General features: G+C 69.6%; 16 protein-coding genes. 5 read left to right on the forward strand and 11 right to left on the reverse strand.

The features are described from left to right. Positions 1-10: 10 nt before the first annotated feature. On the forward strand, positions 11-1,423 hold the full coding sequence (locus tag E3T19_RS06020; protein ID WP_088456494.1) for an FAD-binding oxidoreductase: 1,413 nt from the start codon (positions 11-13) through the stop codon (positions 1,421-1,423). Between the two features lie 27 nt (positions 1,424-1,450). On the opposite strand, the gene smc is transcribed toward E3T19_RS06020, so the two are convergent. Then, positions 1,451-4,990 carry a chromosome segregation protein SMC gene (gene smc / locus E3T19_RS06025; protein ID WP_134408344.1) on the reverse strand — a complete coding sequence of 1,180 codons (3,540 nt, stop codon included), beginning with the start codon at positions 4,988-4,990 and terminating at the stop codon, positions 1,451-1,453. Positions 4,991-5,125: 135 nt separating this feature from the next. Here smc and E3T19_RS19550 point away from each other — a divergent pair, with 135 nt between their 5' ends. Further along, a complete protein-coding gene (locus E3T19_RS19550; protein ID WP_134408345.1) occupies positions 5,126-6,247 on the forward strand; it encodes a GNAT family N-acetyltransferase in 1,122 nt (373 codons plus the stop codon). Here E3T19_RS19550 and mutM read toward each other — a convergent pair. The 9 genes from mutM to E3T19_RS06075 form a co-directional block, all read right to left on the reverse strand. After that, on the reverse strand, positions 6,198-7,172 hold the full coding sequence (gene mutM / locus E3T19_RS06035; protein WP_134408346.1) for a bifunctional DNA-formamidopyrimidine glycosylase/DNA-(apurinic or apyrimidinic site) lyase: 975 nt from the start codon (positions 7,170-7,172) through the stop codon (positions 6,198-6,200). The genes E3T19_RS19550 and mutM overlap by 50 nt on opposite strands. 3 nt (positions 7,173-7,175) lie before the next feature. After that, positions 7,176-7,853: a ribonuclease III gene (rnc, locus tag E3T19_RS06040; RefSeq protein ID WP_088456498.1), complete on the reverse strand. Its 678-nt coding sequence runs from the start codon at positions 7,851-7,853 to the stop codon at positions 7,176-7,178. A 134-nt stretch (positions 7,854-7,987) separates the two neighbouring features. Further along, positions 7,988-8,191, reverse strand: coding sequence for a 50S ribosomal protein L32 (gene rpmF / locus E3T19_RS06045; protein WP_066596228.1), 204 nt, complete (start codon positions 8,189-8,191; stop codon positions 7,988-7,990). Positions 8,192-8,193: 2 nt separating this feature from the next. Then, positions 8,194-8,766: a DUF177 domain-containing protein gene (locus tag E3T19_RS06050; RefSeq protein ID WP_370291435.1), complete on the reverse strand. Its 573-nt coding sequence runs from the start codon at positions 8,764-8,766 to the stop codon at positions 8,194-8,196. Between the two features lie 11 nt (positions 8,767-8,777). After that, positions 8,778-11,078 carry a DUF3488 and transglutaminase-like domain-containing protein gene (locus E3T19_RS06055; protein ID WP_133160245.1) on the reverse strand — a complete coding sequence of 767 codons (2,301 nt, stop codon included), beginning with the start codon at positions 11,076-11,078 and terminating at the stop codon, positions 8,778-8,780. After that, positions 11,075-12,490, reverse strand: coding sequence for a DUF58 domain-containing protein (locus E3T19_RS06060; protein ID WP_134408347.1), 1,416 nt, complete (start codon positions 12,488-12,490; stop codon positions 11,075-11,077). Before E3T19_RS06060 ends, E3T19_RS06055 begins: the two co-directional genes overlap by 4 nt. 36 nt (positions 12,491-12,526) lie before the next feature. Next, positions 12,527-13,462, reverse strand: a complete 936-nt coding sequence (locus tag E3T19_RS06065) for an AAA family ATPase (RefSeq protein WP_370028266.1) — start codon at positions 13,460-13,462, stop codon at positions 12,527-12,529. 140 nt (positions 13,463-13,602) lie between these two features. Further along, positions 13,603-14,091 (reverse strand): pantetheine-phosphate adenylyltransferase, encoded by a 489-nt coding sequence (coaD, locus tag E3T19_RS06070; protein ID WP_088456502.1) that lies wholly within the window; start codon positions 14,089-14,091, stop codon positions 13,603-13,605. Positions 14,092-14,176: 85 nt separating this feature from the next. Continuing rightward, positions 14,177-16,414, reverse strand: coding sequence for an ATP-dependent DNA helicase RecG (locus E3T19_RS06075; RefSeq protein ID WP_134408348.1), 2,238 nt, complete (start codon positions 16,412-16,414; stop codon positions 14,177-14,179). Between the two features lie 84 nt (positions 16,415-16,498). Between E3T19_RS06075 and rsmD the strand changes: the two genes are divergently transcribed. Together rsmD and E3T19_RS06085 are read left to right on the forward strand one after the other, a co-directional pair. After that, positions 16,499-17,074: a 16S rRNA (guanine(966)-N(2))-methyltransferase RsmD gene (gene rsmD, locus E3T19_RS06080; protein WP_088456504.1), complete on the forward strand. Its 576-nt coding sequence runs from the start codon at positions 16,499-16,501 to the stop codon at positions 17,072-17,074. A 53-nt stretch (positions 17,075-17,127) separates the two neighbouring features. Further along, positions 17,128-17,706 (forward strand): flavodoxin domain-containing protein, encoded by a 579-nt coding sequence (locus tag E3T19_RS06085; RefSeq protein WP_241980042.1) that lies wholly within the window; start codon positions 17,128-17,130, stop codon positions 17,704-17,706. A gap of 26 nt (positions 17,707-17,732) precedes the next feature. On the opposite strand, the gene thiL is transcribed toward E3T19_RS06085, so the two are convergent. Continuing rightward, positions 17,733-18,722 (reverse strand): thiamine-phosphate kinase, encoded by a 990-nt coding sequence (gene thiL / locus E3T19_RS06090; protein WP_134408349.1) that lies wholly within the window; start codon positions 18,720-18,722, stop codon positions 17,733-17,735. 24 nt (positions 18,723-18,746) lie between these two features. Between thiL and E3T19_RS06095 the strand changes: the two genes are divergently transcribed. Then, positions 18,747-19,277: a DUF3515 domain-containing protein gene (locus E3T19_RS06095; RefSeq protein ID WP_103460009.1), complete on the forward strand. Its 531-nt coding sequence runs from the start codon at positions 18,747-18,749 to the stop codon at positions 19,275-19,277. Positions 19,278-19,366 lie beyond the last annotated feature (89 nt).

Below are 19,366 nucleotides of genomic sequence, written 5' to 3' on the forward strand. Positions count from 1 at the left end.
AAGGACGCCCATGAGCACCCCACCACAGCCCATGCAATCGCCGGCGTCCGGCGCGCATCCTGCCCTCATCGCCCTCAGCGGGATTCTCGAAGGCGCTCTGGTGCTGCCCGGCGAAGCAGGCTGGGACGACGCCCGCGCCCCGTGGAACCTCGCCGTCGACCAGCAGCCGAGCGCCGTCGTGCGGCCGCGCTCTGTGCGCGACCTCAGGCAGGTCATCGTCGCGGCCAGGGAGGCCGGCCTGGGAGTGACCGTGCAGCCGCGGGGGCATGGCGCCGCCGCCGACCTCGCCGGCCAGATCCTCGTGCGCACCAGTGCCTTCGACGAGGTCACCGTGAATGTCGTCGCCCGGTTCGCACGCGTCGGCGCCGGCGTGCCCTGGGTCACCCTGCTCAACCGTCTCGACGGCACCGGCCTGATCGCTCTGGCCGGCACCAACCCCGACGTCAGCGTCACGGGGTACCTGCTCTCCGGCGGGCACTCCTGGTTCAGCCGGTGGCAGGGGCTGGCCGCGCACTCGATTCGAGCCGTCGAGCTGATCGACGCCACCGGGGTGCTGCGCCGCGTCACCAAAGACAGCGACCCGGATCTGCTCTGGGGCCTGCGAGGCGCCGGCGGGCTTTTCGGCGTGGTGACCGCCCTGGAGATCGAGCTGTACCCGGCGGCCGACCTCTTCGGCGGCAAGATCCTGTTTCCCGCCGAATCGGCCGAGGTGGTCTTCGGAGCCGCGGCCGACATCCTGCTGGATGCGCCGCCGGAACTGAGCCTGTTCCTGGGCCTGATCAACCTGCCCGACGTCGAGCAGGTGCCCGAGCTTCTGCGCGGGCGGAGCTTCACCCAGGTTGATGCGGTTTTTGTGGGGTCGGAAGCGGCGGGGAGCGCCCTGCTCGCTCCGCTCGTGTCGATCGCCCCGGTCATCGCCAACCTGTGCCGGCCGTTCTCGATCGGCCAGCTGGGCGAGGTATCCGGTGAACCGCAGGAGCCCTCGGCGACGCTGGACTGGTCCAGGACCGTCAGCGATCTCGACACCGCCACCATCGCGAGCCTCGTCGAGGCGTTCCACACCGCGAGCTACGCCGGACTGTCCCTGCTGCAGCTGCGCCCGCTGGGCGGGTTGATCGGCGACCCGACGGTCGGCGCCGACGGAGTCGTCGGCCACCTCGACGCCGGGTTCATGCTCTTCGCGGCGGCGATCCTGCCGCCGGGCGCGCCGGTTCCGGCCGCCTCCGACCGCCATCTGGTGTTCCAGCCGCTGGAGGACACCGTGCATGCCGTGGGTGTGCCCCGCATCGTGCCGACGATGCTCGCGGCCGGCCAGGATCTGGGCGTGGCGTTCACGCCGGAGGATCTGCAACGCCTGGCCGGGATCAAGGCGAGGGTCGACCCGGAGAACCTGTTCCGCAGCAACCGGCCGCTGCCGGCCTAGCCGAGACGTAGCGACACGAGACGTGGCTCAGGACGCCTGTTCCGTCTCACGCACGATGCGCTGGCCGACCACAGCGGACACTCCGTCCTGCCGCATCGAGACGCCGTACAGCGCATCCGCGATTTCCATGGTGCGCTTCTGGTGGGTGATGACGATGAGCTGGCTGGTGGCCCGCAGATCCTCGAAGATGGTCAGCAGCCGGCCCAGATTCGCGTCGTCCAGCGCGGCCTCGACCTCGTCCATGATGTAGAACGGGCTCGGCCTGGCCTTGAAGATCGCGATGAGCAGGGCCACAGCGGCCAGCGACCGTTCGCCGCCGGAGAGCAGCGACAGCCGCTCGATCTTCTTGCCCGCCGGCTTCACCGACACCTCGATCCCGGTGGTGAGCATGTTCGCGGGGTCGGTGAGCTGGATGCTGCCGCTGCCACCGGGGAACAGCACCGGGAACACCTCGGCGAAGGCCGCCTGGGTGTCTTCGAAAGCGCTGGCGAAAATGGTCCCCATCTTCACGTCGATGTCCTCGATGATGGTAATCAGATCGGCCCTGGTGGTGGTGAGGTCGGTGAGCTGCTCGGTGAGGAATAGGTGGCGTTGTTCCAGCGCCGCGAATTCCTCGAGCGCGAGCGGGTTGATCCGCCCCAGACGGGCATACTTGCGTTCGGCGGCCGCCAGGCGCGCCCGCTGCTCCTCCCGGTCGTACGGCGTGGCCGATGAGGCCTCGCCGTCGGCGGGCACGAGCTGGTCCGGGCCGTATTCGCCGACGAGGACGTCCTCCACCAGGCCCAGTTCGCTGGCGGCGCGCTCGAGAAGCGCCGACAACTGCAGTTTTTTCTCGTAGATCGCCAGTTCGAGGCCGTGTACGTTTTCCGTGATGGCCTGCAACCGGCTGCGCAGTTCGCTCTCGGCCCGACGGAGGGTGCTCAGCTCGTCGTTCTGGCTGGTCCGTTCGGCCTCGGCGACGGCCAGCCGCTGCCGCGCCTGGGCCACGGCGACGTCGACCGACGCGAGCACCGCCGGCAGCGCGTCGGCAACGGCGGATGCTGCATCCACCTGCCGGCGGCGGAGAACGGCCCGGCGGGCGGCGGCGTCCGCCTCGGCCCGGTCGGATTCGAGTTGCCGGGTCAGGGAGAGAACGCGGGCCTGGCCGCCACGCAGGCGCTCTTTGGCGGTATCCACCTGCAGACGCGACTCGATCTCGGTCTCCCTGGCCCGCTCGAGTTCTGCGTACAGGGCGTCGCGGGCGGTGACGTCGAGGATGGGCCGCGGCGTGGAGCGTCTGATGTCCAGAGCGGCGGCTGCTTTCCTGGCGGCGCTCTCGGCCTCGGCGACTCCTGAGGCGGCGAGCTCGGCCGCGGCCGACAGCCTGTCAAATTCCGCGGCCGCGGCGTCGACCTGCACGGTCAGTCGGTTGCGCCGGTCCGCGCGGGCGGCCGCCAGGGTGTTGTGCTCGCGGAGCCGGGCCTGGGCCGACCTGGACCGGTCCCGAGCGCCGGCCAGGAGGGTGCGCTGTTCGCCGAGATCGCCGGAGACGATGCCGAGCAGGCTCGTCACCTCGGCCAGTCGGTGCGCGGCCTCGTCACGTTCGGTGACGAGTTCCAGTTTGCTGGGGGCGGCACCGGAGCCGCCGCGCAACGCGTGGGCGGTGAGCACATCCCCCGCGCGGGTGATGATGGTGGCTGTCGATCCCTGCCCGGACGAGGCCAGGGCATCGGATGCCGCGACGGCGGCGGTCAGATCGTCGACGATGAGGGTGCCCTCGAGCAGCCCGAGCACGCCGGGCGGTGCGTCGACGACGGTGTGCGCGGCCACGACTCCCGGCAGGCCGGAGAGGTCCGGTTGAGCAGCAGACCCGGCGGACCCGGCGTCGGCGGCCCCGGCGAGCACCAGTTCCACCCGGCCGAGGTGCAGCGCGTCTGCGTGTCCGACCGCGGCGACCGCGGCATCCCGGTCATCGGCAGCCACGGCATCGGCGAGGGAGCCGAGCGCCGCCGCGACGGCGCGCTCGAAACCGGGGCGCACGCTCATGACCTCGGCGACCAGACCGCGGATGCCGGCCAGGTCGGCTTCGAGGAGGGCGGAGGAACCGTCTTTTTGGCCGAGTGCCAGGGTGAGGGCGCTCGTGCGGGCCCCCAGCGCATCCCGCTCCCGCTCCTGCCCGTGCAGGAGCTCGCGGAGCCGCTCGATCTCGGCCTCGGCCTGCGACACCTCGGCCTGGGCTAGGTCCACGACCTCGTCGAGGTCGACATCGTTCGCCGCGTCGTCGGCGTCCTCGTCGAGGTCGGCCAGCTGCTGGCGGGATGCGGCGAGTCGATCGCGGGCGGAGTCGAGGGCATCCTGCTGGCGCAGCACCTCCCCGCGCACAGCGGCCAATCGGGACGCCGCGGTGTCGGACTCGCCGGCGAGCTGGGACACCTCGAGGTCATGACGGGAGACGAGGGCGGACTGTGCTGCGATCTCGTCGTCGACGGCGTCCAAGTCGCGGCGCACCGAGGCCGTCGTGGTGCGTGCCCTGGCCCAGGCGTCCTCGGCCGTCGCGATGCCCGCCCGCAGGCGGTCCACTTCCGCCGCGGCATCCTCGACCCGCTGCGGGGTGACGCTCGCGGCCCGTTCGACAGGTTCAGCCTGGGTGCCCAGCAGGGCGAGCCGCTGGTTGGCGAGGGTGTACAGCCCGCGCAGCCGTTCCTGGGCGGATTCAAGGGCGAACGCCGTGCGCCGGGCGATGTCCACGGCATCGCCTACCTGCGCGTCCTCCAGCCGGCGCACCCGCACCTGGTTGTGGTCGAGCTGTTCTTGGACCACCAGGCGTTCGGAGTGCCGTTCGCTTTCGGTGCGGCCGTGGGCGTCAAGGGCCCTGCGCAGCACGATCACATCATCGGCGAGCAGCCGCGCCCGCGCGTCCCGCACGGTGGCGGCGATCTGCTGGGCCTGCCTGGCCACCTGAGCCTGTTGGCCGAGCGGCTTGAGCTGCCGGCGGATCTCCCCGGCGAGGTCGCTGAGCCTGGTGAGGTTGGTCTGCATGGCCTCGAGCTTGCGCACGGTCTTTTCCTTGCGGCGACGGTGCTTGAGGATTCCGGCGGCTTCCTCGATGAAACCGCGGCGTTCCTCCGGGCTGGCGCGCAGCACGGCATCCAACTGGCCCTGGCCGACGATGACGTGCATCTCCCGGCCGAGACCGGAGTCGCTGAGCAGCTCCTGCACGTCGAGCAGCCGGCAGGTGCGGCCGTTGATGGCGTACTCGCTGCCGCCGTTGCGAAACAGGGTGCGCGAGATGGTCACCTCGGCGTATTCGATGGGCAACGCCCCGTCGCTGTTGTCGATCGACAGGATCACCTCGGCGCGGCCAAGCGGTCCCCTGGTGGAGGTGCCGGCGAAGATGACGTCCTCCATCTTGCCGCCACGGAGCGTCTTCACCCCCTGCTCGCCCATCACCCAGGCCAGGGCGTCAACGACGTTGGACTTGCCGGAGCCGTTGGGACCCACGACGCAGGTGACGCCGGGTTCGAACGCGAAGGTCGTCGACTGCGCGAAGGACTTGAAACCTTTGAGGGTGAGGCTCTTCAGGTACAACCCGCTCGTCCTTCCCGCTAAAGTGTCTGACTCAGTCCACGGTACCGGACCGCCGCTCGTTTACTGGGATCTGACCGCCTCGAGATCCCCCGGGAGTGTGTCAGTTCCGCGACACCGGGTCTAGGCTCTGCGGACATGGAGAGTCATTCGTTGGGCATCGATGAATTGAGCGTTCCGGCGGCGCCCGGCGCGACGGGTTGGCCGGAGTTCGTCGCGGCCGTCGACGTGCGCAACCGGGTGGAGGCCCACGCGTACGGCACCGGTGAGCTGGCCCAGTCGGCGGAGGAACTGCTGCCGGGCTACCTCACCCCCGAGCACTCTCCTCGTCGGATGTTCGTGGCCCGCGTCGCGGGGGCGATCGTGGGCCGGGCCGCCTACGAGACGCAGGCGGACCCGTCGTCGGAGTTCGCCTGGTTCACCGTCGAGGTCCTGCCCGAATGGCGGGGCCGGGGCATCGGCAGCGCACTGTTGGACGTCCTGGAGACCCTGGCCGCCGCCGAGCACCGCAGCAGCACGGTGATCTACGCGGTTTCCCCGCCCGGCCCCGGCGAACGCCTCGTCCCGCCCACGGGTTTCGGTTCGGTGCCGCTGGCCAACCCCGAGGTGCGTTTTCTGCTGCACAGGGGGTACCGGCTCGAGCAGGTGGAACGCGGCAGCCGGCTGCAACTGCCGGTGGACCCCGCCGTCCTCGCCCGGCAGCTCAGGGAGGCGGCGGCCCGCGCCGGCGAGGATTATGCGTTGCTGTCCTGGACCGGGCGCACCCCGGAGCGCTGGCTCGAGGACATGGCCCTGCTGTACACCCGCATGTCGACGGATGCCCCGACGGCGGGTCTGGAAGAGCCTGAAGACGTGTGGAGCGTGGAGCGGCTACGCAGCGAACAGGACGCGTACGCGGCAGGCCCTGGCCGGACGCTGGTGACCGCTGTCCTGCACCGGCCCAGCGGTCGCCTGGCCGGTTTCACCGAGCTGTCGGTGCCCGGCGACACCAGCCGGGCCGTGACCCAGGAGGACACACTGGTGCTTCGGGAACACCGCGGACACCGGCTCGGCATGCTCATGAAGCTGGCCAATCTGCAAAGCCTGGCCCGTGAGCATCCCTGGCATCCGGCGGTGACCACGTTCAACGCCGAAGAGAACCGCTACATGCTCGACGTCAACGAGGCGCTCGGTTTCGTTCCGATGGGCTACGAGGGTGCCTGGCGGAAGGTCAGCGCAGCCGCTGACAGCGCGGGCAGTAGTGCGACGAGCGGTTCATGAATTTGACCCGCACGAGGTCGGTGCCGCAGCGGGGGCAGGGCTTGCCGTGTTGCCCGTAGGCGTTGAGGCTGTGCGCGAAGTAGCCGGACTGGCCGTTGACGTTCACGTACTGGGCGTCGAAGCTGGTGCCGCCCTCGGCCAACGCCCGCAGCAGAATCGCGCGGACGGCGGTGAGTAGGCGGCGGGCGCTCGCCGCGGACAGCGTCGCGGCCGGCTGGTCGAAGTGCACCCGGGCGTCGAAGAGTGCCTCGTCCGCATAGATGTTGCCGATCCCGCTGACGACCTGCTGGTCGAGCAACACCCGTTTGATGCCTGACCTGGTGCGGGTCAGCGCTCGGTAGAAGGCCGGGGCGGAGAACGCCGGGTCGAGCGGGTCCCGGCCGATGTGCGCCACCTGGCTGGGGATGAGGCCGGACCAGGCCGGGAGCGCATCCGCGGTACCGGTGGTTGGCCGGCCTGGGGCCATGCCGGGCCCTGCGTAACCGGCCGACCGGCCGTCGTCGGTGGCCTGCATCGTGTCGACGGCCATGCTGCCGAAGATGCGCTGGTCCACGAAGTGCAGGGCCAGTTCACCGTGTTCGGGGTTCTGCAGGGTTAGGCGGATGCGCAGCAGCTTTTCCGGGGTCTCACCCGGGGTACGCAACAGCACCTGTCCGCTCATCCCGAGGTGGGCCACGATGGCCCGGCGCGCGCCCGACCCCGGCGCCTCCCCCGGTGCGACGGCCAGCGGGAACCAGAGGAACTTGCCCCGGCGCACGGCGGCCTCGATCCGGGCGCCGGTCACGAGCGCTTCGAAATCGCCGAGCGAGCGGTCGTGGCGACGAAGGGACCTCTCGTCGAAGATTTCGACACCCGTGATCGCGGCGCCGGACACGGCGGTTTCCAGGCCGGTCCGCACGACCTCGACTTCGGGAAGTTCAGGCACGTGTCAGCGGCGCACGGCACGCAGGCGGGTCCACGCCTCAAGCGCCGCGGCCATCTCGGCATGCTTCTTGCTGGTGCCCTCGCCGGTGGCCGTCACGGCGGTGCCGACACTCACGGTGGCCACGAAGACTTTGGAGTGGTCCGGTCCGCTTTCGGCGACGGTGTACACCGGAACTCCGGCTCCCAACCGCGCGGCGGCTTCCTGCAGGCTGGTCTTGGGGTCCATCGAGATCCCGAAGTGGCCGGGGTCCGCCAGCATGGGCTGCAACAGCCGCATGACAAAACGCGTCGCGGAGTCCACGCCGGTGTCGAGGTAGACCGCGCCGATGAGCGCCTCGACGGTGTCGGCCAGGATCGACGACTTGTCGCGGCCACCGGTGAGGGTTTCCCCACGTCCGAGGCGCACAAAACGACCCAAGCCGATACCGCGGGCGATTTCGGACAGGGCGGCCGTGGACACCAGGCTGGCCCGGCGCTTGGCAAGGTCGCCCTCCGGCAGCTGCGGGTAATCGCGGTACAGCATCACGGTCACCGCCTGGCCCAGAATCGAGTCGCCCAGAAATTCCAGGCGTTCGTTCGTGGGCAAGCCACCGTTCTCGTACGCGTATGAGCGGTGTGTCAACGCGAGTTCGAGAAGACCGGCGTCGACCTGCACGCCAAGAATCTCCTGCAGGGCCGCCATCGGATTCTCCGGCGCCCCTGTCGGTCCCCGGGCAGCAGAAACTCCTGCAGCAGAGACCGCTGCAGGAGCATCTGTTCCGGGATTTGCGTCAGAACCTGACACGGTTGCGCACCACCCCTTGGTTGAAGCTCTGACTAAACGTCAGCGACCTTACGGCCCTTGTACTCCATGAAGAGTGCGGTGCCGGCGGCGTCCGTGACGACCTTCGCGCGGTGCGGGAGGCTGTAGACAACCTTGCCGTTTTCCATGGTCTTCACCAGGGTGGGGGCTTCGGCCTTCCAGCAGGAACGGCGTGAGCGGGTGTTGGAGCGTGATTGCTTGCGCTTCGGGACTGCCATGACTACTTCTCTTCTCTATCCGGTACAGCATGGATGTGCTCATCCGTGCTGATGCTTTCGGAAGCTTGGAATTCCAATAGTGCGGACCATCTCGGATCCGGCACTTCACTCGGTTCGAGTTCAGGGGAAGTGGCACGCCGTTCCCCGGTCTCTGGGTCGAGACCTGGGCAATCCCGCCGGCAAACCGGCTGGAACGGCAGTGACAACACCACTGCATCCCTGATGAGAGGTTCAAGATCCACGTGGTCATCTTGAACCGCACACTCATAAGCTTCATCAAGAGCGTACGCGAAAAGTTCAACAAAATGAACTCGGACAGGCAATTCGATGTCAATCAGGCATCTTCCGCACTCTCCGGCGGCTTTTCCGGTGACATCGGCGGTCACCAGGATGCCCTCGTGGATGCATTCCAGACGCAGATCGGCCTCGAGGGTGGAGCCGGCTTTCACGGCAACGAGCGCTTCACCGAGGTCGTTGGGAACGACGATGTCGATGTTGCGCTCGTACATCGTTCCCGGGCGGTTGATGACGTCGCGAACGTCAACCTTGTACGGGGTCTTCTTGAACTTGATCACAAGGGAAAATTCTACGCGCCCCCGGGCGTGCCGGTGGCCAGGCCCATCCGGCGCAGTGCCGACGAGGTCAGCGACGTCGGGAACACCAGGGCCCTGGCCCGCTGGATGGCCCGGGAACCGTGCCGCACGGCGTGAACGACGACATCAAGATCGGCCAGCAGCCCGGCACCCGGGTTCGTTGGCGACCCGTCCCGGCGGGCGTAGTGCGCCTGTTCGGTGGCCACCAGCATCCGCTCGAGCGCCTCGCGGGCCCGGGGACTGTCGCCCACACCGGGCCGGTCCCGGATACTGTCGGCCAGCTCCCGTGCGGTGAGGGTGTCGTAGACCTCCAGCCCGTGATCCACCGCGGTATCGGACAGCTCACGCCAGGCCAGCACCGCGCCGGCCCGATCCGCTGCCAGAAGGCGCCGCCGCCGCCGCCGCCGGGCCAGGCGGAACACGCCGGGGGCGAGCAGGAGAAGCAGGACACCCGTCGCCACGAGCCCGATCCGGGCGAGAATGTTGGGCAACTCATCCTCCTCGGCCGCCAGAGTGTCCACGGGGCCACCCTCGAATCCGGGGTTGTCGTTGGCCCGCGGCACGACCGACGGCGCCTCACCCGCGGACGGCGCACCGGACGCCGTCGAGCTCTCCGGCGCGGCGTAGTCCGGAACCGTGCCCCGCCCAGGGGTCGGTTCGAAAGGCACCCAGCCGACCCCGACGAAGTAGAGCTCCGGCCAGGAGTGCAGGTCGTGCGAGTCGACGTTGTACCGGTTGATGCCGTCGACGGCCGTGGCCGTCCGGGTGCCGGGGAGGTACCCCAGCACGATCCGGGCCGGGATGCCCAGGCTGCGCGACATCAGGGCCATCGCCGAGGCGAAGTGCACACAGTAGCCGCGTTTCACGTCGAGGAACGTGGCGATGACATCGGCCCCGCCGCCGTCGTACCCCTCATCGACCGGAGCCTCGGTGTCGTAGTTGAATTCACTTCCGCGCAGGTAATCCTGGATGGCCACCGCGGCGTCGTAGTTCGACTCCGTACCCGTACTGACGATGCGGGCGGTGTCACCGATGATCCCGGGTGTTCCCATCGGCAGGAACAGACTCGGCTCGATGTCGACGGGGTACCGGGTGCCGGACTCACGAAGTTGTTCCCTGGTGGGCTGCAGTTCGAGGGACGTCACCGCGTAGCGCTGGCCGATGGTCGTGCTGTCGGTGCTCGAAATGGCTCGGGTGTCGTTGTTCCAGAACCAGTCCCCGGTGAGCCCATCGACGCTCGTTGCGGGCACGGGGACCGGCAGCATGTCGGTGCGGACCCCGTCGATGTCGATGATGGTGTTGGCCTCGGTCCTGGCCACCCGTTGGGAGAGCCCCGGCGGATTCGCTATGGAGTCGACGGTCAGGTCCTCATCGACCTCGACGGCCCTCGGCAGCCACGTGGTGCCCTTGATGTCATCGAGGGTGAGCAGTGCGAGGTACGGCTGCTCGACGGCCGTTGTGCGGTAGTGCAGCGCGGGACCGGCCTTGGGCCTGCGCAGGTCCTGGCCGAGTTCGATCATCTGGCTGACTCCGGCACCGAAGAGCGCGCTGTCGGACCGCGAGCCGAAGGCTCCGCCGGAGATCACGGGCGCCGACAGGCTGAAGATCAGGGAGCCGACGATGCCGATGGCAGCGATGGCGATGGCTCCGCGTACGGCCCCGGTCGCACCCGTGATCCCTGTTCCGCGCCCGCCGGCCTGCCGGTTGACCCGCATCCCACGCAGATGCACGTCGATGCGCAGGAGGAGCAGATACGCGGCGGCTGTCGCAACGAGGGCGACCCAGTCCGCACCGGTGGACACCACAAAACCGGGTACCGCAACGGGGACCAGGGCCGGGATCCCGGCCAACGCGGGCCGGCCCAGACCGATCGCGAGGATGTCCATCAGGATCGCCAACAAGCCCACTCCCACGGCCAGGAGGAACAGGATGCCGTCCAGCACCTGGGCCGGAGTGCCCTGCGTCTGAATGGAGCGCACCCCGTCAGTGGCCAGTTCGGTGAAGCGGGCGACGGTATCGCCGGTGGGAACCAGCCAGAGCAGCCCGGTCCCGCCACCGAAGAACAGTGTGAGTAGCACGATGAGCCCACCCGTCGCCAGCAGCGGCACGACCACACTGTGCACCCCCGCCCGACGCAGCCCTGCCGAACCGACGAGCACGACGCTCGCCACGATCAACAGCACCAACCACCACGACGATCCGGCCAGGACGGCGCCCAGGGCGGTGCATCCGGTCATCAGCAGCACCAGCAGCGCCAGGGTGAGCGGCCAGCGCACGATTTCAGTTCTGGTCATCGCGTCGCCGCCGTGTCCTGCCCGGCCTGCGCCCACGCAACCGCGACCGGTGCCGACGTATCCACCAGCGCGCACTGCCAGCCGGCCTCGCTCAGGCGTTCGATGGAGTCGGCGCTCATGGTGTCGAACACGAACGCGACGGCGGGCTGGCAGAGGCCGCGCAAGGCGACCAGGTCACGCGTGTCGGCGGGGCCGATATCGACGAGAACCGCGAAGGACGGAACCTGACGGCCCAGAGTCGCTGCCGGCCGGTGGCCGAGGCCGTCATCGATCGCGGCGTGGGTCACGCGGTCACGTCGGACCACGATCGCCAGGGCATCGACAAGCGCGGGCACGCCTTCCGGACCGGTGAACGAAGCCGGGTCGTCGCCGCGCAGGCCCCCTCGCCGGCCGTTGTCCGGATCGTGAGGAACCCTGGAGTCCCCCGCCACTGGCCGCACGGGGAGGAGCTGGCAGGGGCCGAGCTCCACCACATCGAGTCTGAACCCGCCCTCGAGCAGATGAACGGCGACGGACGCGGCCAACTCGATGGCCAGCTCGAATTCGGCGTCGTGCCCGCGGTCGGCGCCCCGCCCTCCGCGGGTGGTGTCGAGGATGACGCGCGCTTCGGGATGGCTGCGTTGTTCCTCCTGCCGGACCATGATCTCGCCATGCCGGGCGGTCGCCGGCCAGTTGACCCTGCGCATCGGGTCCCCCGGCCGGTACTCCCTGGCGATCAATTCATCCGAGTCATTGTTGAGATGCCGAACACGTTCATGGCGGGAGCCCTCGCCCCGTGTGATCGACACACCGTTGCCCGGCAGCGAGGTGACCCTGGGCGTCACGGTCAAATCATGCGGTGAGCCGATCGGCCACTCGCTGTAGGCGAGTCCGAAGGGGTCCGACCGGCCGAGCATCAGCGGTCCGATCGGATACACCCCCCGCCGGGATGGATGCAGCTGATAGCTCACCACCGCGGTGTCTGCGGCGCTCGAGCGCCCGGCTCGCGCCGGTGCGAGGGACCGCAGCGGCTGGCTCGGCGGCACGCTGACGCCCCTGACCGCCGCGTCGCGCCAGCGCAGTCCGAGCAGGGGCGTTGGGGCGAGATTGCGGATCTGGATCGTCACGGTGGCGCTGGACCCCGCTGTCACGGTGCCGGGCCTGAACGTGCGGGTGACGGACACGCGCACCGGATGGACGAGGACGAAGCCGAGGGCCACTGTCGGGACCAGAAGCAGCACCCCGGCCACGAACAGGAGGTCGCGTTCGTCGTAGGCCCAGGCGACCGCGAACAGCACCGCCCCGACGCCCAGGAAAACGGCCCCGCGCACTGTGGGGCGAACCAATCGGCGGGCCCGGCCGCGTCGCCCGGTCAGGTCCGTCCGGGTCATGCCCCTCTGCGTCTTGCTCATCTGCGTCACGTCCACCTGCATCTATGGCCCATGATGACTCCGATAGTGTGCCGCCCGCTACAGGCGGCCCTGCGACCCCGTCGGCACGGGCGTGGCCGCGAGGATGCGCCTGATCGTCTCCTCGATGAGCAGGGCGCTGTCCTGCGATCGATGGCCCAGTGCCCGGGTGGTGGGCACCAAACGGTGCCCGAGCACGGCGACGGCTAGCGAGTCGATGTCGTCGGGAAGCACATACTCCCTGCCGTGCAGAGCCGCCTGGGCCTTCGCGGCCCTGATCAGCTGCAGGGTAGCCCGCGGGCTCGCCCCCAACCGCAGGTCGCGGTCGTCCCGGGTGGCCCGCACCACGGCGACGGCGTACTCCTTGACCGCCCCGGAGGCGAACACGCTCCGTGCGGCCGACATCATGCCCCGCAGCTGGGGGCCGGTGACCACGGCGTCGATCCTGGACAGCGGGCTGGTCAGGTCGCGGGAGTCGAGCATCGAGAGTTCGGAGGCCGGGTCGGGGTAACCCATCGAGATGCGCGCCATGAAACGGTCGCGCTGGGCCTCGGGGAGGGCGTAGGTGCCCTCCATCTCGATGGGGTTCTGGGTGGCGACGACGGCGAACGGGCGCGCCAGCGGATAGCTGTGTCCGTCGACGGTGACCTGGCGTTCCTCCATGCACTCCAGCAGCGCGGATTGGGTCTTGGGACTGGCCCGGTTGATCTCGTCGCCGATCACGATGTTCGCGAAGATGGCGCCGGGCTTGAACTCGAACCGCCGCTCAGACTGGTTGTAGATCGACACACCCGTCACATCCGAGGGCAGCAGGTCCGGCGTGAACTGGATGCGGCTGACGCTGCAGTCCACGGACTTGGCGAGCGCTTTGGCGAGCATGGTCTTGCCCACTCCGGGCACGTCCTCGATGAGGAGGTGTCCCTCGGCGAGGAGCACCGTGAGCGCGATCTGCACGGCCGAATGCTTGCCGTCGATGACGGACTCGACGTTGCGCATGATCGCGAGGGCGGCTCCCTGCACGTCGGCGAGAGCCACGTCGGTTTCACCGTCCCCGTCGATGGCGCTGCGGGATGCCGCACCGACGGTGGTCGTGCCGGCCACGGCCGACTCCGAGACCCACCGTCCCGGAAATGCGTTCATGCGAGCGGTCGATTCAGAAAGGCCGCGACGGCGGGCGGCACATACGGGGCGATGTCACCGCCGAGGGCGGCAACCTGACGCACCAGGGAGCTGGACACGTGGGCGTGAGCGGGGTCCGGCAGCATGAAGATGGTTTCGACGCCCGCGAGGTTGCGGTTCACGATGGCCATCGGGGTCTCGTAGGCCACATCGATCTGAGAGCGGATGCCCTTGACCAGCACACTGGCGCCCACGTCGACGCAATAGTCGACGAGCAGGCCCATGCTCCAGGAGCTGACGATGATGTTTCCCGGCAGTTCGGCCTCGATGATCGCCCGCTCGATGAGGGAGACCCGCTGGGTGATCGGCAGAAGCGCCGACTTGGCCGGGTTGTGCACCACAAGAACGTGCAGCTCGTCGTACAGTCCCGCCGCTCGTTGGATCACATCGAGGTGCCCCAGTGTGACGGGGTCGAATGAACCAGGTACGACGGCGATCCTGCGCATACGGTTCACCCTAGCGCCAGCTTGCAGCGCCCGCTGCCCGGTCCGGCCGGATTTCCCAGACGTTCAGACGCTGACGGTGACCCGTTCAGCCTTTGGAGAGCGCGGCGCGCTCCGAGTCGTCGAGCCGGCGGCGCACGGCCGCCCGCAACGCCGGCATGGTGCGCATCTCCGGGTCCCCGCCGATGAGTTCGCGGGCGGCGGTCCTGGCGTCGGCGATGATGTCGCCGTCGGTCGCCACGCGGAGCAGGCGCAGCGACGACTGGCCGCCGGACTGGAAGCGGCCGAGCACATCGCCCTCCTGCCGTTGCTCGAGGTCGACCTGCGCCAGGACAAACCCGTCGAGGGTGTTCGCGACGGCCTCGATGCGGTCCCGGGCCGGGGACCCCGACGGCGCCGCTGTCACCAGCAGGCATAGCCCGGGCACGCCGCCGCGGCCCACCCGGCCGCGCAACTGGTGTAGCTGGGACACGCCGAAGCGGTGGGCATCCATCACGACCATCACCGAGGCGTTGGGCACGTCGACGCCGACCTCGATGACGGTGGTGGCCACGAGCACCTGGATGTCACCGGCCGCGAAGGCCCGCATGGTGTCGTCCTTCTCGTCGGCGGTCATGGCGCCGTGCAGCGGTTCGATCCGGGCATCCCGCAGCAGCGGATGCCGGTGCAGCTCGGCGTTGAGCTCTTCGACGGTGGTCATCGGGGTGGCGTCGAAGTCGATCTCCTCGCCCTGTTCGAGCTTCTTCGGCGCGATCGCGGGGCACACCACGAAGCACTGGCGGCCGAGCGCGAGCTCCTCGGACACCCGCTGCCACACCCGCACCACCCAGGCCGGTTTTTCGTCGAGGGGCACCACGAAGCTCTCGATCCCCGGGCGTCCGGACGGGAGCATGGCGATGGTGCTCACGTCGAGGTCACCGAACACCGTCATCGCGATGGTGCGGGGAATGGGCGTGGCGGTGAGCACCAGAACGTGCGGCGGCAGTTCGGCCTTCTGTCGCAGGGCCTCGCGCTGGTCGACGCCGAAACGGTGCTGTTCGTCGATGACGACCAGGCCGAGGTCGAAGAACCCGACGGTGTCACTGAGCAGGGCGTGTGTGCCGATCACGATGCGGGCCTGGCCGGACACCGTGCGCAGCAGTGCCTTCCGCCGTTCGGCGACGGGGAGCTGCCCGGTGAGCAGGGTGGGCATCAGTTCGGCGGTGAGGTCGGGGCCCAGGATGCGGGCTATCGAGCGCAGGTGTTGCCCGGCCAGCACCTCGGTGGGGGCCAGCAGCGCCGCCTGGCCGCCGGAGTCCGCCACCGCGAGCATGGCGCGCAGGGCCACGACGGTCTTGCCGGAGCCGACCTCGCCCTGGACCAGCCGGTTCATCGGGGCGGTCAGGGCAATGTCTCGCAGGATCTCGGCGCCGGTGATCTCCTGGTCGACGGTGAGGGCGAACGGCAGCGTCGCGTCGAACCGCTCGAGGTAACCGCCGGGGACCGGCTGCCGCGACCGGGTCCGCAGGGCGCGGTGCTCGGTGTGCTGCTGCACCAGCACGCACTGCAGCACGAACGCCTCCGTGAAGCGGAGCGTCTCCCTGGCCTCGTTCCAGTCGTCGTCGGTGGTGGGGCGGTGGATGCGCAGCAGCGCGTCCCGGTGCTCGAGCAGGCCGCGTTCGCGGCGCATCCGCTCGGGGATCGGGTCCTCGACCGGGCCGAGCCTCTCGAGGACCTTCACGATCAGCTTGGCGATCTGCCAGCTCGTCACAGCAGCCGTCGCACCGTAGATCGGGATGGGCCGGTCGGCCCACAGGCGGGCCTCTGCGGCATCCTCCGGCGAGATCGTGGCGTCCATGGGGTCGTCGCTGCCCGGCACGATCTCGTAGTCGGGTTGGGCGAGCTGACGGGTCTTGTTGAAAATCGTGACCTTGCCGGAGAACATCGCCCGCATGCCGGGGCGCAGGGTCCTGGACAACCAGGGCTGGTTGAAGAAGGTCAGCGAGAGCATGCCGCGCCCGTCGGAGATGATGACCTCCGTCCGGTGCGGTGACTTTTTGCCCGGCTGCCGGCTGCCGGGGCTCTTCACCGTCACGGACAGCACTTCGGCCAGCACTGTCACGGCCTCGTCCAGCGGCAACGCCGCCAGCGTGGTGAGTTCGCCGCGCCGGGCGTATCGGCGCGGGTAGTGGCTGAGCAGGTCGCCCACCGTCGCCATGCCGAAGGCCTTGTCCAGCAGGGTCGCCTGGCCCTGGCCGAGAACGCCCCGCAGGGCCGAATCGAGGGTCAGCGCCCCGGGGTCGTCGGCGGCGTCCCCGTGCGAGGTGGCGGCATCCGAACCGGTCATACTCCGATGCTAAACGTCAGCACCGACGCCGGGCACCGACCCCGCAGACTGTGGATGGCGCGCGAAGGCTAGGCTCGAAGACAAATGACGCGAATTGTCGCCGGGTTCGCCGGCTCCCTCACCCTCACCGTGCCGGCCAAGGGCACCAGGCCCACCAGCGACCAGGTGCGCGAGGCACTGTTCTCGGCACTCGACGCCCGCGACGCCATCCGTGACTACAGGGTGCTCGACCTGTACGCCGGTTCCGGCGCACTCGGCCTCGAGGCCGCCAGCCGCGGCGCCAGGGTCGTCACCCTCGTCGAGAACGGCTTCGCGGCCAGCCAGACCTGCCGTAAGAACGCCGCCGCGGTGCAGAAGGCCGCCCCGAAGGGCGCGAACCTCGCTATCTCGGTGTCCAGCCAGGCCGTGCAATCCTTCCTGGCCGGCACCCCGGACGGCTTCGACCTGGTCTTCCTCGACCCGCCGTACGACCTCCCGGACGCCGAGCTGGCCGCGAACCTCGCCGCCCTGGCGCCGCTGCTGGACCCGGACGCCCTCGTGGTGGTGGAACGCTCGTCCCGGTCGCCGGAACCCACCTGGGGACCCGGCCTCGTCGTGGAACGCCGCAAGAACTACGGCGACACCACCCTCTGGTACGCCGGGGTGGCCGGCCCGGTGTAGGAAACCCCTGAAGAGGGCTGGTCAGAACGGATTTTTGCGCCTACGGTTGATGTGTGGGCACCGTCGTCCACCGCATTCGAAAGGTCGACGCTGTGCGTGTAGCGGTTGTTTGTGCCAGCCAGTACGGCGCCACCCTGGGCATCGCCGAACGGATCGGCGCCGAACTCGGCCTCGCCGGCCTGGACGCCCGCGTCTACGATGCCGCACAGCCCCCGCACGCGGAGGATGTGGCGGGTTTCGACGCCTTCGTGGTGGGCAGCGCCGTGTACATGGGTCACTGGCTCAAAGATGCCACGACCTTCGTGCACCGCTACCAGCCCACCCTTCTCGAACACCGGGTCTGGCTGTTCAGCAGCGGCCCGCTCGGATCGGCGACCACGGATGCCGACGGCACCGATGTGCGGGAGAGCACCGTGCCCGCGGAGATCGCCGATTTCACCAACAGCGTGCGGCCGGTCGGTCACCGGGTGTTCTTCGGAGCCATCGATCCGGATGTGCTCAGCCTGGGGCACAGGGTGATTCGAAAGTTCCCCGGCGCGGCCGAGAAGATCCCGGCCGGCGACTTCCGCGACTGGCCGGAGATCGAAGCCTGGGCGAGGGAGATCGCCCGCGCCCTGGTCACGCCCGCCTGAGCCGGCTCATCGTTGGGGAGGGTGCCTCAGGTGGTGGCGCCGTCCCAGCCGCGGTACGGGTCCCAACCGCCCTGGGTGTGCGGCTCACCGTCCACGAGCACGATCCCGGACTCGCCGGTGACGGTGCCGAGGCGCCGGAATCCGACGGGGAGCTCCGCGGTGGGCGGGAAGATGGCCAGCAGGCCGTGGTCCTCTCCCCCGCCCAGGGCCAGCTCCCGCTGGTCGCCGAGCGCCGCTGAATCAAAATCGACGCCGGCGCCGCTGGCCCGCGCGAGCCGGCCCGCATCGATAGCCAGCCCGTCGGACACGTCGAGCATGGCCGTCGCTCCGGCGGCCGCCGCGACAGCGCCCAACCGGATCGGCGGTACCGGCGCCAGTTGCGCCTCGACGAACCGGGGCTCGCGCAGCTTGAGGGCATCGGCGGCCGCGCGGCTCGGCACTCCGTCGGCGTCCACCCCGAAGCGGAACAGCAGCCCGAGGCCGATGCCGGCGTCACCCAGACGTCCAGCGTGGGCAACGATGTCCCCCGGCCGGGCACCGGAACGCAGCACGGGCGCCCGACCCTCGAGGTCGCCGAAGGCCGTGATCGAGAGAGTGAGGGCGTCGGAGGCGGACAGGTCACCGCCCACGACCCCGCAGCCCGGAGCCAACGCTTCACAGCCGTCGCGCAACCCGTCGGCGATGCCGAGGATGACCGAGATCGGTGTGGACGGCGGAGCGGCGATGGCCACCACGAGCGCTGTGGGCCTCGCGCCCATCGCGGCGACATCGGACAGGTTCGTGGCGGCGGCCTTCCAGCCCAGGTCGTGCGGCGTCGACCAGGCCAGCCTGAAGTCCGGGCCCTGGATCATCATGTCGCAGGTGACGACGAACCGGCCGTCGGCCGCGGAGAGCACGGCGGCGTCGTCACCGGGTCCGAGCAACTCGGTGTCGGCGTGCGGCAGCCGCGGGAAGATGCGGGCGAGCACCTCGCCCTCGCTGAGGTCAGCCAGGGTCTGGTCGGGAGCATTGGTCATGCTTCAAACGGTAACCTGAATGTGATGACTCTCCAGTTCACCCTCTCTCGCCGGCTCCGCCACAGCACCGGTGTCCGCGCCGCGACAGCGCTGCTGCTCGCGGCCTCCGCCGTTGTGCTCACAGGGTGTGCCGCCGCGGTTCCGATGCAACCGGCAGCGGATGCGGAGAACCCCGCCTGCGCCGACATCATCGTGCGCCTGCCGACGACCGTGGCCGACCAGCCCGAGCGGGAGACGAACGCTCAGGCCACCGGCGCCTGGGGTGACCCCAGCGCGGTGCTGCTCACCTGCGGCGTCGAGGTGCCCGGACCCACCACGCTGCCGTGCGTGAGCATCAACGGAGTCGACTGGATCGAGGATGACAGTGAGGCGCCCATGTACCGGTACACCACCTATGGGCGTGAACCGGCCACGGAGGTCTACCTCGACTCCGAGCTGGTCAGCGGATCGACCACCCTGGTCGACCTCGCCGCGGCCGTCGCGAACGTTCCCGCCTCGAAGCAGTGCCTCAGCGCCGACGACGTGACCCTGCCCAGCGAGACGCCTGCGCCCTGAGGAGGGCTCCGCCGCGCGGAGGCCGCGGATGCCGTGCCCGGGCCCGCGCGCCCCTCATCGAGTTGCCGGAAATACCCCCTTCAGGGCAG

This window comes from Cryobacterium sp. TMT4-31, assembly GCF_004403385.1.
In the GTDB taxonomy this organism is placed as follows: domain Bacteria; phylum Actinomycetota; class Actinomycetes; order Actinomycetales; family Microbacteriaceae; genus Cryobacterium; species Cryobacterium zongtaii.